The organism is Fructilactobacillus frigidiflavus, assembly GCF_044054575.1.
GTDB classification, from domain to species: Bacteria; Bacillota; Bacilli; order Lactobacillales; family Lactobacillaceae; genus Fructilactobacillus; species Fructilactobacillus frigidiflavus.
Window position 1 is genome coordinate 994,968 of record NZ_CP168716.1, and the last position, 16,707, is coordinate 1,011,674.

Annotated in this window: 19 protein-coding genes and 1 other RNA gene; 19 read left to right on the forward strand and 1 reads right to left on the reverse strand. The window is 38.0% G+C overall.

Going from position 1 to position 16,707, the window contains the following annotated elements:
• The first annotated feature begins 1 nt into the window (after position 1).
• The 18 genes from tadA (at position 2) to ACEPSS_RS05080 (ending at position 13,926) form a co-directional block, all read left to right on the forward strand.
• Positions 2 to 469: a tRNA adenosine(34) deaminase TadA gene (tadA, locus tag ACEPSS_RS04995; RefSeq protein WP_395317947.1), complete on the forward strand. Its 468-nt coding sequence runs from the start codon at positions 2 to 4 to the stop codon at positions 467 to 469.
• A gap of 40 nt (positions 470 to 509) precedes the next feature.
• Positions 510 to 596: signal recognition particle sRNA small type (ffs, locus tag ACEPSS_RS05000), an RNA gene on the forward strand.
• 120 nt (positions 597 to 716) lie between these two features.
• The gene (dnaX, locus tag ACEPSS_RS05005) at positions 717 to 2,438 is read left to right on the forward strand and encodes a DNA polymerase III subunit gamma/tau (protein ID WP_395317949.1); all 1,722 of its coding nucleotides are present in this window, start codon (positions 717 to 719) and stop codon (positions 2,436 to 2,438) included.
• A 13-nt stretch (positions 2,439 to 2,451) separates the two neighbouring features.
• On the forward strand, positions 2,452 to 2,772 hold the full coding sequence (locus ACEPSS_RS05010; protein ID WP_395317951.1) for a YbaB/EbfC family nucleoid-associated protein: 321 nt from the start codon (positions 2,452 to 2,454) through the stop codon (positions 2,770 to 2,772).
• Positions 2,773 to 2,785: 13 nt separating this feature from the next.
• Positions 2,786 to 3,385 carry a recombination mediator RecR gene (recR, locus tag ACEPSS_RS05015; RefSeq protein WP_395317953.1) on the forward strand — a complete coding sequence of 200 codons (600 nt, stop codon included), beginning with the start codon at positions 2,786 to 2,788 and terminating at the stop codon, positions 3,383 to 3,385.
• Between the two features lie 9 nt (positions 3,386 to 3,394).
• Entirely contained in the window at positions 3,395 to 3,640 is a 246-nt protein-coding gene (locus ACEPSS_RS05020) for a YaaL family protein (protein ID WP_395317955.1), read from the forward strand.
• Positions 3,641 to 3,775: 135 nt separating this feature from the next.
• Entirely contained in the window at positions 3,776 to 4,672 is an 897-nt protein-coding gene (locus tag ACEPSS_RS05025) for a GRP family sugar transporter (RefSeq protein WP_395317957.1), read from the forward strand.
• A gap of 140 nt (positions 4,673 to 4,812) precedes the next feature.
• Entirely contained in the window at positions 4,813 to 6,744 is a 1,932-nt protein-coding gene (locus tag ACEPSS_RS05030) for an ATP-binding cassette domain-containing protein (protein ID WP_395317958.1), read from the forward strand.
• Positions 6,745 to 6,857: 113 nt separating this feature from the next.
• Positions 6,858 to 7,499: a dTMP kinase gene (tmk, locus tag ACEPSS_RS05035; RefSeq protein WP_395317960.1), complete on the forward strand. Its 642-nt coding sequence runs from the start codon at positions 6,858 to 6,860 to the stop codon at positions 7,497 to 7,499.
• Between the two features lie 9 nt (positions 7,500 to 7,508).
• A complete protein-coding gene (locus tag ACEPSS_RS05040) occupies positions 7,509 to 7,835 on the forward strand; it encodes a cyclic-di-AMP receptor (RefSeq protein WP_395320498.1) in 327 nt (108 codons plus the stop codon).
• Complete coding sequence (gene holB, locus ACEPSS_RS05045) at positions 7,835 to 8,863, forward strand: DNA polymerase III subunit delta' (protein WP_395317962.1); 1,029 nt, start codon at positions 7,835 to 7,837, stop codon at positions 8,861 to 8,863. The genes ACEPSS_RS05040 and holB overlap by 1 nt, the downstream gene beginning before the upstream one ends.
• Before the next feature lie 5 nt (positions 8,864 to 8,868).
• Positions 8,869 to 9,195 (forward strand): DNA replication initiation control protein YabA, encoded by a 327-nt coding sequence (locus tag ACEPSS_RS05050; protein WP_395317964.1) that lies wholly within the window; start codon positions 8,869 to 8,871, stop codon positions 9,193 to 9,195.
• Between the two features lie 5 nt (positions 9,196 to 9,200).
• Positions 9,201 to 10,082 carry a 16S rRNA (cytidine(1402)-2'-O)-methyltransferase gene (gene rsmI, locus ACEPSS_RS05055; protein ID WP_395317966.1) on the forward strand — a complete coding sequence of 294 codons (882 nt, stop codon included), beginning with the start codon at positions 9,201 to 9,203 and terminating at the stop codon, positions 10,080 to 10,082.
• Positions 10,083 to 10,097: 15 nt separating this feature from the next.
• Positions 10,098 to 10,841 carry an acyl-[acyl-carrier-protein] thioesterase gene (locus tag ACEPSS_RS05060; protein WP_395317968.1) on the forward strand — a complete coding sequence of 248 codons (744 nt, stop codon included), beginning with the start codon at positions 10,098 to 10,100 and terminating at the stop codon, positions 10,839 to 10,841.
• Positions 10,842 to 10,853: 12 nt separating this feature from the next.
• Positions 10,854 to 11,579, forward strand: coding sequence for a tRNA (adenosine(37)-N6)-threonylcarbamoyltransferase complex dimerization subunit type 1 TsaB (gene tsaB / locus ACEPSS_RS05065; RefSeq protein WP_395317970.1), 726 nt, complete (start codon positions 10,854 to 10,856; stop codon positions 11,577 to 11,579).
• On the forward strand, positions 11,563 to 12,162 hold the full coding sequence (locus tag ACEPSS_RS05070; RefSeq protein WP_395317972.1) for a GNAT family N-acetyltransferase: 600 nt from the start codon (positions 11,563 to 11,565) through the stop codon (positions 12,160 to 12,162). The genes tsaB and ACEPSS_RS05070 overlap by 17 nt, the downstream gene beginning before the upstream one ends.
• Before the next feature lie 19 nt (positions 12,163 to 12,181).
• Entirely contained in the window at positions 12,182 to 13,222 is a 1,041-nt protein-coding gene (tsaD, locus tag ACEPSS_RS05075; protein WP_395317974.1) for a tRNA (adenosine(37)-N6)-threonylcarbamoyltransferase complex transferase subunit TsaD, read from the forward strand.
• An 83-nt stretch (positions 13,223 to 13,305) separates the two neighbouring features.
• Positions 13,306 to 13,926 (forward strand): DUF1648 domain-containing protein, encoded by a 621-nt coding sequence (locus tag ACEPSS_RS05080; RefSeq protein WP_395317976.1) that lies wholly within the window; start codon positions 13,306 to 13,308, stop codon positions 13,924 to 13,926.
• A gap of 27 nt (positions 13,927 to 13,953) precedes the next feature.
• Here ACEPSS_RS05080 and ACEPSS_RS05085 read toward each other — a convergent pair whose 3' ends face one another.
• Positions 13,954 to 15,897: an ABC-F family ATP-binding cassette domain-containing protein gene (locus tag ACEPSS_RS05085; RefSeq protein ID WP_395317978.1), complete on the reverse strand. Its 1,944-nt coding sequence runs from the start codon at positions 15,895 to 15,897 to the stop codon at positions 13,954 to 13,956.
• A gap of 142 nt (positions 15,898 to 16,039) precedes the next feature.
• On the opposite strand from ACEPSS_RS05085, the gene ACEPSS_RS05090 reads away from it, so the two are divergent.
• Complete coding sequence (locus ACEPSS_RS05090; protein ID WP_395317980.1) at positions 16,040 to 16,690, forward strand: redox-sensing transcriptional repressor Rex; 651 nt, start codon at positions 16,040 to 16,042, stop codon at positions 16,688 to 16,690.
• The last annotated feature ends 17 nt before the right edge of the window (positions 16,691 to 16,707 follow it).

A 16,707-nucleotide genomic window follows, 5' to 3' on the forward strand; every position in this document is an offset into this window, starting at 1 on the left:
CATGAATGAAACTGATCAAAAGTTTATGCAAGTTGCCTTGCGAGAGGCAGACTTTGCAGCGCAAATCGGGGAAGTACCAATTGGAGCCGCCATCGTAAAAGACGGGCAGGTGATTGCCACTGCTCATAATTTACGCGAGCACACGGAAATGGCCACACAGCATGCGGAAATCATTGCAATCGAAGCAGCATGTGCGGAATTAAAGAGTTGGCGGTTAACTGATTGTACGTTGTATGTAACGATTGAACCCTGTGTAATGTGTGCTGGAGCCATTTTGAATGCTCGTATTGATCGGGTCGTTTATGGTGCCATGAACCAAAAAGGTGGGGCAGTTGGTAGCTTGTATAATGTCTTAAATGATGCCCGACAAAATCATCAAGTTGAAGTCGTGGATGGCGTTGCAGCAGAAAAAGCTGCCCTTATAATGAAACTTTTTTTTAAAAGTAAACGAAAACGACGCAAACACTAGACAATTATGTAATAGTACGATAATATAGTATTTGCCGAAAGGCATGAAGCAAAGATGGAATTACGAACCGTGTCAGGTCCGGAAGGAAGCAGCACTAAGTTTTCTCTGTCTTGTGCTTCTTTTTTATGCTCATAAACTCCCAGTCATTTGATTGGGAGATTTTTTTTATGATAATTGTTTGTTATTTGAATAATATTCAAGCTATAATAAAGAGTAGGTTCACAACGAAAAGGAAAGGAAGTTCTTCATGGGTTATCAAGCTTTATATCGGGTCTGGCGCCCCCAACGATTTGATGAAATTGTGGGGCAACAGGTCATCACACAAACATTGAAAAATGCATTGGTAACTGATCAGATTAGCCATGCGTACTTATTTAATGGTCCGCGTGGGACTGGGAAGACTTCAACTGCCAAAATTTTAGCCAAAGCCGTTAACTGTGTAAACTTAAAAGACGGGGAGCCTTGTAACGAATGTGCCACTTGTGTTGCGATTAATAATGGTTCGTTAAATGACGTCATTGAAATTGATGCGGCGTCTAACAATGGGGTCGAAGAAATTCGAAGCATTCGGGATAAGGTAAAATATGCGCCTACTGAGGCTAAATATAAAGTTTATATCATTGATGAAGTGCATATGCTTTCGATTGGGGCCTTCAATGCCTTACTAAAGACGTTGGAAGAACCACCTGAACACGTGATTTTTATTTTAGCAACGACGGAACCCCATAAGATTCCGGCGACCATTATTTCACGGGTGCAACGCTTTGATTTTAAACGAATTCAAGCAAAAGACATCTTGGAACAAATGGAAAAAATCTTAAATGCTAAGCACATCAAATACGATGAGCGCGCTTTAAAGGTAATTGCTAAAAGTGCCGAGGGTGGAATGCGGGATGCCTTGAGTATTTTAGACCAAGTCCTTTCTTATAGTAATGACCAAGTGACCTATGAGAGTGCCTTGCAAGTGACCGGGAGTGTGGCTCGGGATGATTTACAAAATTATATGAAAGCCATTATTGCTGCTGATGTTAGCACTGGCTTACAGATTACCGAAACAATTTTGAATAACGGAAAAGACGCTAATCAATTAATTGAAGATTTGATTAATTACTGTCAAAATATTTTGTTATACAAACAAGATCCAGAAATGGTTAATGCGAGTGAACTTGGATTATTAGGGGAAGATTTTAAAGCGGTTGCTGAAAAGGTAACTGCTAAACAGGTTTATTATTACGTAGAAACCATGAATGAAGTGCAACAACAGTTACGCTCAACCTATCATCCCGATGTTTATTTGGACATTTTAACCGTCCGACTTGCGCATCAACCGACAGAAACTGATGGTACGACAACTACTCAGACTGCCGCTCCAGTAGTTGATGAAACGGCAGTTGCGAAATTACAGACGCAAATTGATGCATTAACCAAGCAGTTGGCTCAAGTTAAGCAGCAGCCAGTGGCCGCTCCAGCAGCGCCTAAAGCTGAGCCACGTGAAACCGCTGCTAAAAATCATAAGGCCACCGTTGATTTTGACGGCGTCTTTAAAGTATTAGGGGCAGCGACTCGTGCTAATTTAAACGAATATCAAAGTCAATGGGATAGCGTAATGAATCTTTTATCTGTAACCCAACGCGCCTTGATGCACGTTTCTAAGCCAGTTGCGGCAAGTGCGGATGGAGTTGTGGTCGCTTTTGATTATTCCTTCCTTTACCAAAAAGCAGGGACTGATCATAATTTAATGGATGCGCTCCAAAATGCGATGGATCAAGTCTTTGGTAAGGTTCCAGATATTATGTTTGTGCCTACTGAAGAATGGCCTAGCATTCGGAAAGAATACTTGGCAAATAATCCGGTGGAAAAACCACGGAAGACTGAGACCAAACCAGTTTCTGAGCCGAAAACTAACCCAGCGGTGGAAAAAGCCCAGGAATTATTTGGAAATGATATAGTAAAAGTAGAAGATAATTAAAGGAGAATTTAACATGGCAATGAACGGTATGAACATGGGTAAAATTATGAAACAAGCTCAAGAAATGCAAAAGAAAATGGCAGCCCAACAAAGTGAAATTGAAAACAGTGACTTTACGGGAGTTTCTCCAGAAGAATTAGTAACAGTTACTTTCGGGGGAAATCGTCGGATGAAAGATATGCAAATCAAAGCCGAAGCAATCGATCCCGATGATCCTGATATGCTATCTGATTTAGTATTAAGTGCGGTAAACGACGCTTTAGCTAAAATTGATGATACTACCCAAAGCAAGATGGGTAAATTTACTCAAGGAATGAACATTCCGGGACTTTAAAGAGGGTAATTAAATGCAATATCCAGAACCAGTGGCCAAGCTAATCGATAGCTACATGCACTTGCCTGGAATTGGTAAAAAAACGGCTACACGGTTAGCTTTTTATACGATTGATATGAATAAAGACGATGTGTTGGGCTTTGCTCAGGCGTTGACTGATACTAAAGAAAAATTAAAGCTTTGTTCCATTTGTGGCAATATCACTGAAGATGATCCGTGTGATATTTGTGCTGACCCCAATCGTGACCAGACCAAAATCTTGGTAGTAGAACAGCCTAAAGACGTGGTTACTATGGAAAAGATGAAGGATTATAACGGTTTATATCATGTCTTACATGGGGTGCTTTCGCCGATGGAAGGTAAGGGACCGGATGATATTAATATCAGCTCGTTAATTCAGCGGTTACAAAAAAATGAAGCAATCAAGGAAGTAATTGTTGCGACTAATGCTACTCCTGAAGGTGATGCAACGGCGATGTATTTAGCTCGTTTGTTGAAGCCCGCGGGAATTAAGGTTACCCGCCTTGCTCGTGGTTTGTCAGTTGGTAGTGACATTGAATATGCGGATGAAATGACGCTCTTTAAAGCAGTTGAAGGTCGAACTGAGATGTGAGGGATGCAAATGTTTGGGTTTAATAAGAAAAAAGATTTTAAAAAGATTTATGATGATGAGTTATTAAAATCAATTAATCTTTTAAAGCGTGATTGGGACCAAGCCCAGCAAACCCAAATGGCAATTGCTGATGTTGATGACCAAATTATCGCGCAAACTGAATTAGCAAAACAAAAATACGAATTTATGTATCGCCAAATTCGGAAACGAAATTTAAAAAATAATTGGATTCAATCGAATGTCTATGATCATTAAATAGTAAAACAGTCCCGTCAGTGATGATGAGACTGTTTTTTACTTTAGGTTCTCAATTTTAATTCTAGACTTGATTATGATATGCTAATCATGATTATAGATAGCTAATAAAGATAAAAATGAAAGGTGATTTTAGTGAATATTTTAATTGCATTACTTCCAGCGATTGGTTGGGGAATCTTACCAATTGCCACCAGTTTAATTGGGGGAAAACCAATTAACCAGTTACTGGGAACTACCTATGGGGCCTTTATTATTGCCCTTGGACTATACGCCTTTACGCGTCCCGAACTTTCTGCATCTTCCTTTTTCTGGTGCTTTTTATCCGGAATGTCTTGGACATTAGGTCAATTTACCCAATACATTGCCTTTGAAAAACTGGGTGTCTCAAGAACCATGCCCATTTCAACTGGAATGCAATTAGTGGGAACTTCCCTAACCGGAATTATTTTCTTTGGTGAATGGGCTGGTTTATTGCCTAAACTTTCTGGTTTTGCTGCAATCATTTTGATCATTGTGGGAATTATTTTAACAACTAAACGATCAGGAAATGGAGCCCAAGTTTCCGCAGCCGAAAAAGCGGCCATTAAGAAAAATATGACTAGTGGACTTTTAATCTTATGCCTAGGGACCTTAGGTTACATTGGTTACTCAGCTTTTCCTAAAGTTTCTAACGCCGATGGGTTCAAGGCTTTCTTACCCCAAACGATTGGAATGCTAGTCATGGGAACTATTTTTGGAATTAGTATGTTAATTAAGAACAAAACTAATCCATTTAAACAAATTACTTCCTATAAAAATATCATTACTGGATTTCTCTTTGGGTTCGGTGCCTTATTCTACCTAATTTCTACCCGACTTAACGGGGTAGCAACTGGATTTACCTTATCGCAATTGTGTGTGGTAATTTCAACGATTGGTGGAATTGTCGTGCTTCATGAACATAAGACTAAACGGGAATTGGTCTACATTGCAGTGGGACTTTCGCTAGTAATTATTGGTGGAATCATGATTAGTTTTATTCATGCATAGGATTTGAAAGACTTGTTGTTGCTAAGTAAGCAATAATAAGTCTTTTTTTATAAAAATTTAAGCAGATATTCCTTTAGTATTATTAATATTTCAGGTACAATAGCATAAAATGTAAACTTACATTACAAAAGGAGAAAAGCATGACTTATTTGCAACTTATAGATATTAAAAAGTCCTATCATGTTGATAACCAAGATTTCCAGGTGTTAAAGGGAATTAACTTGAGTTTTGAACGTGGTGAATTTGTTTCCATTTTAGGTGAATCAGGTGGTGGTAAAACGACTTTAATGAATATCATTGCTGGATTAGATAGTGATTATTCTGGTGATGTTTTAATTGAAGGTAAATCCTTAAAGCATGATACCGCTAAACAATTGGATGAATATCGTCGGAGTACGGTTGGTTTTATCTTCCAAAGTTTTAATTTAATTAGTCATTTAACGGTACGCGAAAACGTGTTAGTTTCCTTAGAAATGACGGATCTTTCCCATAAGCAGCAAGTTAAACGTGCTGATGAGTTGCTTGATAAAGTTGGATTAGGCGATCATAAAAACAAATATCCTAACCAATTATCTGGTGGACAAAAACAACGGGTTTCCATTGCCCGGACATTAGCATCTGATCCAGATATTATCATTGCCGATGAACCAACTGGTGCTTTGGATGCCCAAAACACCACGGAAATTCTAGAATTGATGAATGATATTGCTAAAGACGGTAAATTAGTGTTAGCCGTTACTCATTCACAAATCGTGGCTAACTATGGAACGCGAATTGTTCATCTTGCAAATGGTTTAATTGATGATGACAAAATTATTAAGCCAGCATTCCCCGTCAAAGATGAACCACGTCCGTTCAAAGCAAAAGTAGCCAGTGCAAAATCCATTGCCGTCATGGCATGGCATCATTTTGCGTATAACTTGAAACGGAACTTATTAATTACCTTTGGTGCTTCCATTGGAATCTTTAGTGTGATTATTATGTTAGGACTGGGAAATGGAGTAAAGGGATACATTAATCATGAAATTTATTCCCAAATTAATCCCAATACCATTCAAGTTACTGAGAAAAAAGCCAGTGATGACCAAGCTTCTAAGATTAATTTAACTAAGCATGATGTTGATAGCATTAAAAAAATTAAAGATGTAAAAAAAGTTACTAACGGATATTATGCTGTTGGTGGTGGTCAGTTAAAAGCTGGAGATAAGAGCAGTAGCTTAAGCTTCTTACAAACTTTTAACAATACCATCAAAAAGAGCACCATTAAAACCGGAACGACTCCTGGCAAAAACGAAATTTTAGTTAGTAAGAGTGATGCTGAGAAATTCAATAAAAAGCATCCTTATGCTATGAAGGGTAAGACCCTTTCCCTTTATGTGAATGTCGTTGGTGATAGTTCGCAACCACAAATTATTTCAAGACAAGTTAAAGTTAGTGGAGTAACTGATGGACAAGGCGCATCAATTTCTTACGATACTTTGAAATCAATGTTTGAAGCTAATGGGCTTTCATTTAAACCAAACTTCTTAGCCGTTGATATTGATGGCGGTGTCCAAAACGTTGAACCAGTCCAAGATAAAATTCAAGCGCTCAAGAACAGTCAAGGAAAACATAACCTTAAGATTACTGGGGCTGGAAGCATTGTTTCAACTTTGAATACGTATGTTACCCTTGCTGTTTCAGTATTAACTGCGATTGCTGGAATTTCATTGCTAGTATCAGCAATTATGATTATCGTGGTTCTTTACATTAGTGTTTCTGAAAGAACCAAAGAAATTGGAATTTTAAGAGCCTTAGGGTTTACGAAACGGAATATCCGGAACCTCTTCATTTTTGAAGCGTTCTTTATCGGACTTTTTGCTTCAATCTTTGCCGATGTGATTGGTTATCTCGTGGAATTAGGCATTAATCATGTCTCTGAATCTGCCGTTCATTATTCACTTATCCAAATTACAGCCGGAAATGCAATTTTTGGAATTGTAGTTTCTGTGGTAATTTGCTTACTAGCTGCCTTAGCTCCTGCTCGCAAAGCAGCTAAAGTTGATCCAGTAGTTAGTTTAAGTGCCGAATAGTAAAAACAAAAAAGACTAATTTTTTAGTCTTTTTTTGTTTGGTTGAAAATAGACATTGAATTTAACTTAAAGTACAATTAAATTAACGTAAGAAACGATGGGAATGGTGACACATGAACGGAAAATTAATTACTTTTGAGGGTAGCGAAGGTGCTGGAAAAACCACAGCCTTAAATGAAATTATTAAAAAAATTAAACCACAATTAGGGAATCAACTTGTTACCACCCGTGAACCAGGCGGAAACGTAATTTCAGAAGAAATTCGTAATATTATTATGGATAGTAAAAATGATAATATGGATGCAAGAACGGAAGCGTTATTATTTGCAGCGGCTCGCCGGCAACATTTAGTTGATAAGGTAATTCCGGCTCTAACCGCTGGTAAATTAGTGCTTTGCGATCGCTACGTTGAAAGTTCTGTAGCATATCAAGGAGTCGCCCGTGGGATCGGTGAACAAGCAATTTGGGATTTGAACCAATTTGCCACGGATGGCTTAAAGCCCGACTTGACCGTTTATTTTGATGTTCCAATTGAAGTTGGGTTAGAACGAATCATGCAACATCGGACCAATGAAATTAATCGCTTAGATCAACAACAACATGATTTTTATGTCAAAGTTCATGACGCTTATGAAAAAATTGCCGCTGATCATCCGGAACAGGTGGTTAAAATTGATGCAACGCAATCCGTTGATCAAGTCGTGGCAGATGTTTTAAAGTTGATTGAAACTCGTGTCCCAGAATATTTTAATTAGGAGAAAATGATGAAATTAGTCCTTGCTATTATTCAAGAAAAAGATGCTTCAACTTTACAAGCAGCTTTAAATGATAAAAAAATTACGTCAACGCAATTACCAACGAAAGGTGGCTTTTTGAAAGCCAAAAACACCACTTTTATGATTGGAACTGAAGAAGACAATGTGCAAACGGTGCTTGATATCATCAAAGAATCTTGTCAAGCGCGTGATCAATATGTGACTCCTCCAATTAATTTGGCCGGCAGTATCAGCGATACGTCTTATCCAGTTGAAGTTCAAGTTGGGGGAGCAACGGTCATGGTTCTTCCGATGGATAACTTTTATCGTTTCTAATGGAAGCTGAAACGAAAGCCACCGCTTTAATTAAACAGGCCGAAGCCACGCAACCGCAATTAACGCAACATTTTATGCAAGTTGTCCATGATCAGGACCTAAGTCACGCCTATTTATTTGCGGGAGCAAATGGACTGGGTAAATTACCTTTAGCTAAGGTAGTTGCCATGCGTTTATTTTGTAAAAATATTCAGGCCGATGGCATGCCTTGTGGGGTTTGTAATGAATGTGTGCGCATTGCGGAAAATGAACATCCGGACGTCATGTTAGTTGAACCAGAGGGGCAAAGTATTAAGGTTCATCAAATTCGAACTTTAAAACAAGAGTTTTCGAAGAGTGCGGTGGAAGGTAACCAAAAGATTTTCATTATTAACGGGGCTGACTTAATGACCAATGGAGCTGCCAATAGCTTACTGAAATTCATTGAAGAACCCGTTGGAAACGTGAATTCCTTTCTTTTAACGGATGATTACCATAAAATTTTACCCACGATTCAGTCGCGGACTCAACTAGTTGAATTTCCGAAAATTAATCCAAAACTATTGATAAAATATGCTGAGAGTAAGCAACTGACACCGACAGCCATGAACTTAGTTTTAAAATTAACCAGTGATACCACCATGATTGATCGTTTGTGTGAAGATAATTGGTTAAATTCGATGAAACAACAAGTTGAGACCTGGTTTAAGTTGTTAGCCACAAATGATGACCAAGCATTTCCGTTAATTCAGACCAATTTCTTGTCTTTGATTCGTGACCGACAAGATCAAAAAGTGACAATTGAGATGATGTGTTTAATTTTTCGGGATGTTTTTAACGTTAAATTTAAGCGGATGCCAGCTGATCAATTGGCGTTTGGCAACATTTATGCGGTCATTGAACAGGTGGCAAACCAATTGTCAGATCATCAATTAATCAGTATTATTAATAACATACTTGAAAGTGCCAAAAAACAAAAAATTAACGTGAGTTTTCAAAACATTTTGGAAGTTATTACGTTAGATTGTTTGAATCAAATGAGAGGGTAACCAAATTGGATATTGATAAAATGAATGATGGAATGGATAAATTATCCCTTCAATTTAAGCAAATGGTTACTAAAATTGACGTATTACGCGAGCAAATTAATGCCGTTTTAGAAGAAAATTCAGAATTAAAGATTGAAAATGAACACCTCAGAAATTTATTAGATAATTCTGGTAAGCCTAATGAAGGGGTACAAGGACTTTCTAAATCAAAGAAACTGCTAGAAAAATTGTATAACCAAGGTTTTCATGTTTGTAATGAATCTTATGGTAAACGCCGATTACAACACGAAAGTTGTATTTTTTGTACCCAAATTATCTATGGAGAAAGGTAAGTAAAATGACTTTACAAACTCAAATGAGTTTTGAAAAACGTGATACCGGAAAGTTATATCTCATCCCAACTCCCATTGGTAATTTGGAAGATATGACCTTTCGAGCCGTTAATTTATTGCAAGAAGTCGATTTAATTGCGGCCGAAGATACCCGGAATACCCAAAAATTATTAAACCATTTTGAAATTAAAACCAAACAAATTAGTTTTCATGAACACAATACTGAAGCTCGAATTCCAGAGTTACTTAGTAAAATGCAAGCGGGATTAAACATTGCGCAGGTTAGTGATGCCGGAATGCCTTCGATTAGTGATCCCGGTCATGAACTAGTAGAACGCTGTATTGAAGCAAATATCCCAGTGGTTAGTATTCCAGGAGCAAGTGCTGGAATGACGGGATTGATTGCATCTGGCTTAAGTCCCCAACCGTTTTTATTTTATGGCTTTTTAAATCGAAAACCGAAGGAACAAGTGGCAGAACTAGAACAATTATCCCAAGAAAAGCCAACTTTGATTTTTTATGAAGCTCCGCATCGATTGAAGAAAACCCTAGCAAACTTACAAAAAGTATTGGGAAATCGGAAAGCGGTGTTAGCACGGGAAATTACTAAACGATATGAAGAATACATTCGGGGGAATCTGGATGATTTAATGGAGTGGTCCCAAACGAACCAAATTCGGGGTGAATTTGTGATTATGATTGCCGGCAATCCCGATGGTCAACTAAATCCAGATGCTGCAGAAGATGAAAGCTTGCAGTTAAGCATTGAAGCCCAAGTACAACGCCTGATTGATGCAGGAGAAAAAACCAATGCCGCTATCAAAAAAGTGGCCAAGTTGAACCACTTAGTTCGTCAAGACGTTTATAATCAATTTCATCAAATTTAGGGAGGAGGGAATCCAATGACAGCAGACATTTTCACCGAAGAGTATACGATTGCGAATTTTGAAACTAATATTCATGGCACAATTACGTTACAATATTTGTTGGATGTCATTATTCAAGCCTCTGAAGACCAATCCCGCCTAATTAATTTAGGAACTGAGAAAGTACAAGCAGATGGAGTGACGTGGGTTGTGATTCAATATGACGTTGACATTAAACAACTACCTAAAGCAGGGCAAACCGTTCAGCTGCAGACCCAAGGAACTAGTTATACGAAAAGTTTTGCTAATCGTCGGTTTTGGGTTCGCGACCGCGACGGCAACGTTTTAGTCGAAGTCAAGAGTTTGTGGGTCATGATGAATCTCACTACGCGTAAAATGGTGCGAATTCCAGAAGCAGCGGTGGCTCCTTATGGAAGTGAAAAAGTTAAACGACTCGAACGTCTGCATAAACTAGCTAAATACGATGCTGCAAGTGCTGAAACGATGCAATTTCCCGTTACTTTTAATGATATTGACTTTAATGGCCATGTTAGTAATACGAGATACATTAATTGGATGAGTGATACCTTATCATTTGATTTTCAAAAACAACGCCTTCCTACGGGATTTAGCATTAAGTTTGAAGATGAAGTCCGTTATGGAGATCATGTAACCAGTGGAGTTAATGTGATTGAGGATGGTGCCAAAACCGTTCACCAAATTATGGTGAATGGGGAAGCGCGTTCCATGGCGGAAATTACTTGGAAAAAAATAAACTAAGAGAGTGAAATAATGAAAGTATTAGCAATTGACACCTCTAATCGTCCGCTTTCAATTGCGGTCTTAGATGATGAAAAAGTTTTAGCAACGACCACAATAACTACCCAGCGGAAACATGCCGCTTATGCGATGCAGATTGTGGAAAAATTAATGAAATTGGCTAAATTGCAACCCGAAGACTTAGATCGAATCGTGATTGCGGATGGTCCAGGATCATATACGGGTCTACGAGTAGCTGTGACGATTGGTAAAGTCCTTGCTGATACGTTGCAAATAGAATTAGTAACAGTTTCTAGTCTGTTAACCTTGGCTTTAAATGTCCAAACAAATGAACAATTAGTGATGCCTTTATTTGATGCCCGCAATGATATTTTATTTACGGGACTTTATCGAACGTCAGTTAACGGACCGGTTGAAGTGCTTCCTGATCAACACGTGGCCTTTGAAGATTTTGTCCAACAAGTTAATCAATTTGACGAACCCATCATTTTTCTCGGTGAAGATGTTGACAAATATGCAGAACGGCTCCAAACTGTTTTTGGTAGTCGGTTTAAAACTATGGCCGGAATTGATAATTTGCCGCAAGCAGCTAAATTAGGCATTTATGGCGAACAACAAGCCCCAGTGGCTGAAATTGATCGGATTGTGCCGAAATATCTTCGGTTAACGCAGGCGGAAGCTGATTGGCAAAAATTACACCCAGGAGAAGGTCACGAATCTTATGTTGAACAAGTGTAAGCAACTCTATTTAAAATATAAACAGAATCGCAAAGAACAAAAGATTAACCAAGCATTGGAATTCAAAAATCAAACGGTTACCATTAGTGATATTAAATATTTCTTAGGTAAGGGAATGATGACGGATGTTCCTGAAATTCTGAAGCTTGATCAGGATGCCTATGGTAGTGAAATGAAGTGGAGTAAGGCCCGTTTTTTAGATGAATTAAAAAATAGTAAGAACTCATTTTATTTAATTCTTCGAAAAAACGATGAACTAGTGGGATTTATTTGTATTGCCGTTTGTCGTGACGAAAAGTGTGCCCATATCGAAAACTTAGCCATTGATCCTCAGCTTCAAGGACAAGGATTAGGGTATTTCTTAGTGACCACGGTTGTGCAACGGGCTCGTCAAATGGGTTTGAAACAAATTGATGTAACTTGTCGCGTGCAAAACATTAAAACCCAAGATTTATTTAAAGACTTAGGGTTTGTACAAGCAGGCATTAAACCTGATTTTTATAAAGATGGTAGCGAAGCGGTTTGTTTACAATTACATTTAGATAAAACGAATTACATTGGTTCAAAAAACTTTGGAAGATAAACGTGGTGAAATAAAGAAAATGGATAAAGTTAACCAAACGAGTTTGATTTTAGCATTTGAAACTAGTTGTGATGAAACTAGTGTAGCTGTAATTAAAAATGGAACGGAAATCTTGACTAATGTTGTGGCGACCCAAATCAAGAGCCATCAACGCTTTGGAGGCGTCGTTCCTGAAGTGGCTAGTCGTCATCACATTGAACAAATTACGATTTGTATCAACAAAGCCCTTGCATCAGCTCATGTTACTTATGCTGATTTAACGGGAGTAGCAATTACATATGGTCCTGGATTAGTCGGCTCATTATTGGTCGGAATTACTGCGGCGAAAGTGGTTGCTTGGGCCCATCATTTACCTTTGATTCCGGTCAATCATATTGCCGGACACATTTATGCCACTAATTTTGAACACCCAATTGAATTTCCAGCCTTAGCTTTAGCCGTTTCTGGAGGCCATACTGAATTAGTGTGGATGCCAGAGGAGGGTCAATTCAAAATTATCGGAGAAACCCGTGATGATGCAGCAGGAGAAACTTACGATAAAATTGGTCGCGTAATGGGAATTAATTATCCAGCTGGTCCAACCGTTGATAAATTGGCACACGAAGGGAAGGACACCTTTGATTTTCCTCGGGCCATGATGAAAGACGATAACTTTGATTTTAGTTTTAGTGGTTTAAAGAGCGCTTTTATTAATACTGTTCATCATGCTGATCAAGTGGGAGAAACCTTAGATCATGCTGATTTAGCCACGAGTTTTCAAAATGCCGTTACGGATGTTTTAGTGGCGAAGGCGATGCGTGCCTTGGATAAATATCCTGCCAAAGAATTTATTTTAGCAGGTGGGGTAGCCGCTAACCGTGGCTTACGGGAAAAATTAGATCATGAATTAAGTAAACGAAAGATTGATTTTGTCAAAGCACCGCTAAAACTTTGTGGTGATAATGCCGCCATGATTGGGGCTGCTGCTGAAATGCTTCAACGCCATGGTGCTCAAGCAGATATGACTTTAAATGCAGACCCTGGTTTGGAATTTGAATGGCAAGCAGACGAAGATCAATAATAAATTGCAGTTGGATGATTGACATCTGACTGCTTTTTTATTTTGATTAAGGATTTTAGTAGCACTTAAAAGGGGACAAGAAAATGAAAAAAATTAAGCAAACATCAATTGTTACTATTTTGTTAAGTCTCATCCCACTGTTGATGGGATTAGCGGATTATCATAAACTACCAAATAAAATGGCCACTCACTTTAATTTGAAAGGAGCAGCCAACGGTTATTTAAATAAAGAAATGGCTGTGATTGGCATGCCACTTTTCTTTATTCTATTAGAATTATTGGTGATTGGATTAACCATCTATGCAATTAAAAGAACTCCTAAATCCAGTCTTAAATTTACTAATTTATTATTTTTGGTGCCCGTAATTAGTATTTTAACGACGGGATTAATTATTTATTACAATCTTGGCTTTGCGGTAAATGTAACTGAAATCGCAATGTTAATCGTGGGGATTGTTTTCCTCTTAATTGGCAACTATCTTCCAACCGTTTCGTATCAATTTGAAAAGCAAACGCATCCTTTTTATCGGGGAAATGAAGCTGATTGGAACCAAACAAAACGATTTTTCGGAAAAACATTTTTCTTTGGTGGCATTTTAATATTAATTAGTCTTTTGCTTTCCAGTACGGTTGCGTCGGTAATCATGTTCTTTACAATTGGAATTGTGTTACTTGGTACATATAAAATTAACCATAAAAAATAAAGAATCCGGCAAGGGATTCTTTATTTTTTAATATTCTTCTAACTTTAAGCTGGCATTTTCCCATTCGGTTTCAGTTTCAACTTGTTTTTGATTAATTTCATCGAGTTGAGCTTGTAACTTTTGACTTTTTTCGTTGTCATTATAATTTTCGGGTAGGGTCATCGCTTGTTCAATGTCACTTTTTTGCGTGTCAATTTCTGTGAGTTGCTGTTCTAACTCATCGATTAAACGCGTTAACTTTCGTTTTTCGCGTTGGGCAGCTTTATTAGCTTGATAACGTTGTTTGGTATCAGAAACAGGTTCAGCTTTGGTAACTTCGGGCTGCGTTTCCGCTTCATGATTGGCAATTTCCGCTTCTTCGGCTTTTTTAGCGGCATAGTAATCATAATTACCCATGTAAATTTTTGAACCATCCGCACTCATTTCCATAATATCGGTTGCTAACCTGTTTATGAAATACCGGTCATGCGAAATGAATAAAATGGTTCCAGCAAAATTTAAGAGCGCTTTTTCTAAAACATCGATACTATCGATATCTAAGTGATTGGTCGGTTCATCAAGCACTAAAAAGTTATCCCGATTCATGGATAGTTTGGTTAAAAGTAACCGAGCCCGTTCCCCACCAGAAAGGTTAGCAACGCTTTTCTCGACACTTTCACCACCAAATAAGAAACTTCCTAAAATGGATCGGATTTCTCCTTCTGGCACAGTAGGGTAATCGTCCCACAATTCATGTAAGACGTCTTTTTCGGGATGTAAACTTTCTTGTTGTTGATCGTAGTAACCAACGCTCACACCCGTTCCAAATTGAAAGGTCCCACGAATTTTAGGTAACTTGCCTAAAATAGTTTTCAAAAAGGTTGATTTACCAATTCCATTGGGACCAAAAATCGCCATCCGTTGATGATTTTTTAAATGTAAGTTAATCGGATAACTTAATTCCACATTATCATAGCCGACGCCTAAATCATCCACATCTAAAACGACATTTCCACTTTTACGTTCGGGAGTGAAGCGAAAGTGGGCCGTTCCATGGGTGGCTTTTGGTTTATTAATTACGTTCATCTTATCAAGTTGCTTTTGCCGGGCTTGGGCTCGTTTTGTAGTAGAAGCACGGGCAATGTTTTTTTGCACGAACTCTTCTTCTTTTTTGATTTTACGTTGCTGTTTTTCGTAATTCTTTTCGGCAATTGCTTGGCGATGAACTTTTTCAGCGACATAGGTCGTGTAATTACCCTTATAGTAATCCATGACCCCATGATCTAGGTTATAGATTTCATTGACGACTTTATCCATAAAATATCGATCATGTGAAATGACTAAAAGCGCACCGTTATAAGATTGTAAATAATTTTCGAGCCAAGCGGTGGTTTCCATATCAATGTGGTTCGTTGGTTCATCAAGGGCAAGCAAATCTGGTTTTTCTAGTAATAATTTAGCTAGCGCTAGCCGAGTTTGTTGGCCACCTGATAATTCACTGATGTTCCGTTCGTAATCAGCTTCGTAAAAACCAAATCCTGCTAAGACCGTTCTAATTTCGGCCCGATAACCATAACCATTTTTCAAGGTGAAATCAGCTTGTAATTGATCGTAAGTTTTTGAGACTTCAGCTAATTTAGTTGGGTCCTGATTAATTTTTGGATCACTAATTTGGGCTTCTAGTTTGTGAAGTTGTGCTTCTTCATTAATAATTGCAGAAAAGGCAAGTCGCATTTCCGCAATGATGGTTCGATCAGAATGTAACCCCGTATTTTGGGGAAGATAACCAATCGTTAAATTTTTCTTGGTCGTAATGGTCCCTTCGCTAGGTGAAGTTTCGCCCACTAACATTTTTAAAAGGGTTGATTTACCGGCCCCGTTTTGGCCCACTAAACCAATCTTGCTATTCGAATTAATCGTTAGGCTAAGATCAGTAAAGATCGGTTCACCGTTAAATCGTTTAGTTAGATTATTAGCTTGTAAAATAATCACAAAATCGCCTTCCTTCTATTAATAAGTTTAACATAGAAAGCAATTTCGCTTGTGAAATTAAAAAGTTAAAATTTCACAAACTAATACTTTATGGTAAACTTAATAGTATAAAAGATAGTTTAATTGAAGGAGCACACATGAAATGGTAGAAACCAAAATTCCACGCGCAACCGCAAAACGGTTACCGCTTTATTATCGTTATTTAAACATTTTGCATGATGGGGGCAAAGATCGAGTCTCATCCAATGAATTAGCAGAAGCAATTCACGTTGATTCTGCCACCATCCGACGTGATTTTTCATACTTTGGTGCCTTAGGGAAACGTGGTTACGGGTATGATGTTGATAATTTAATTGAATTTTTCAAAAACATTTTACACCAAGATCGTTTAACCAACGTTGCTTTAATTGGGGTCGGAAATTTAGGACATGCCTTATTAAACTTTAATTTCCATCAAGATAGTAACATTCGGATTTCCGCTGCGTTTGATACGAATCCCAAGAACATTAACACCATTCAAGGTGGAGTTCCCATTTATCCCATGGATCAAATGGTCAACCAGCTAAAGGAACAACAGATTAGTGTCGTAATTTTGACAGTTCCATCGAATGTAGCGCAAGAAGTTGCTAATCAAGTTGCTAAAGCAGGGGTAAATGGAATCTTGAACTTTACCTCGATTCGCTTAAACGTCCCAGATAGCATCCGTGTGCATAATGTTGACCTAACTAATGAACTTCAAACCTTGATTTACTTCATTGATCACTATGATAAAAAAGGAAACGAAGAAAAATAAAAGAGTGGGGGTAATTT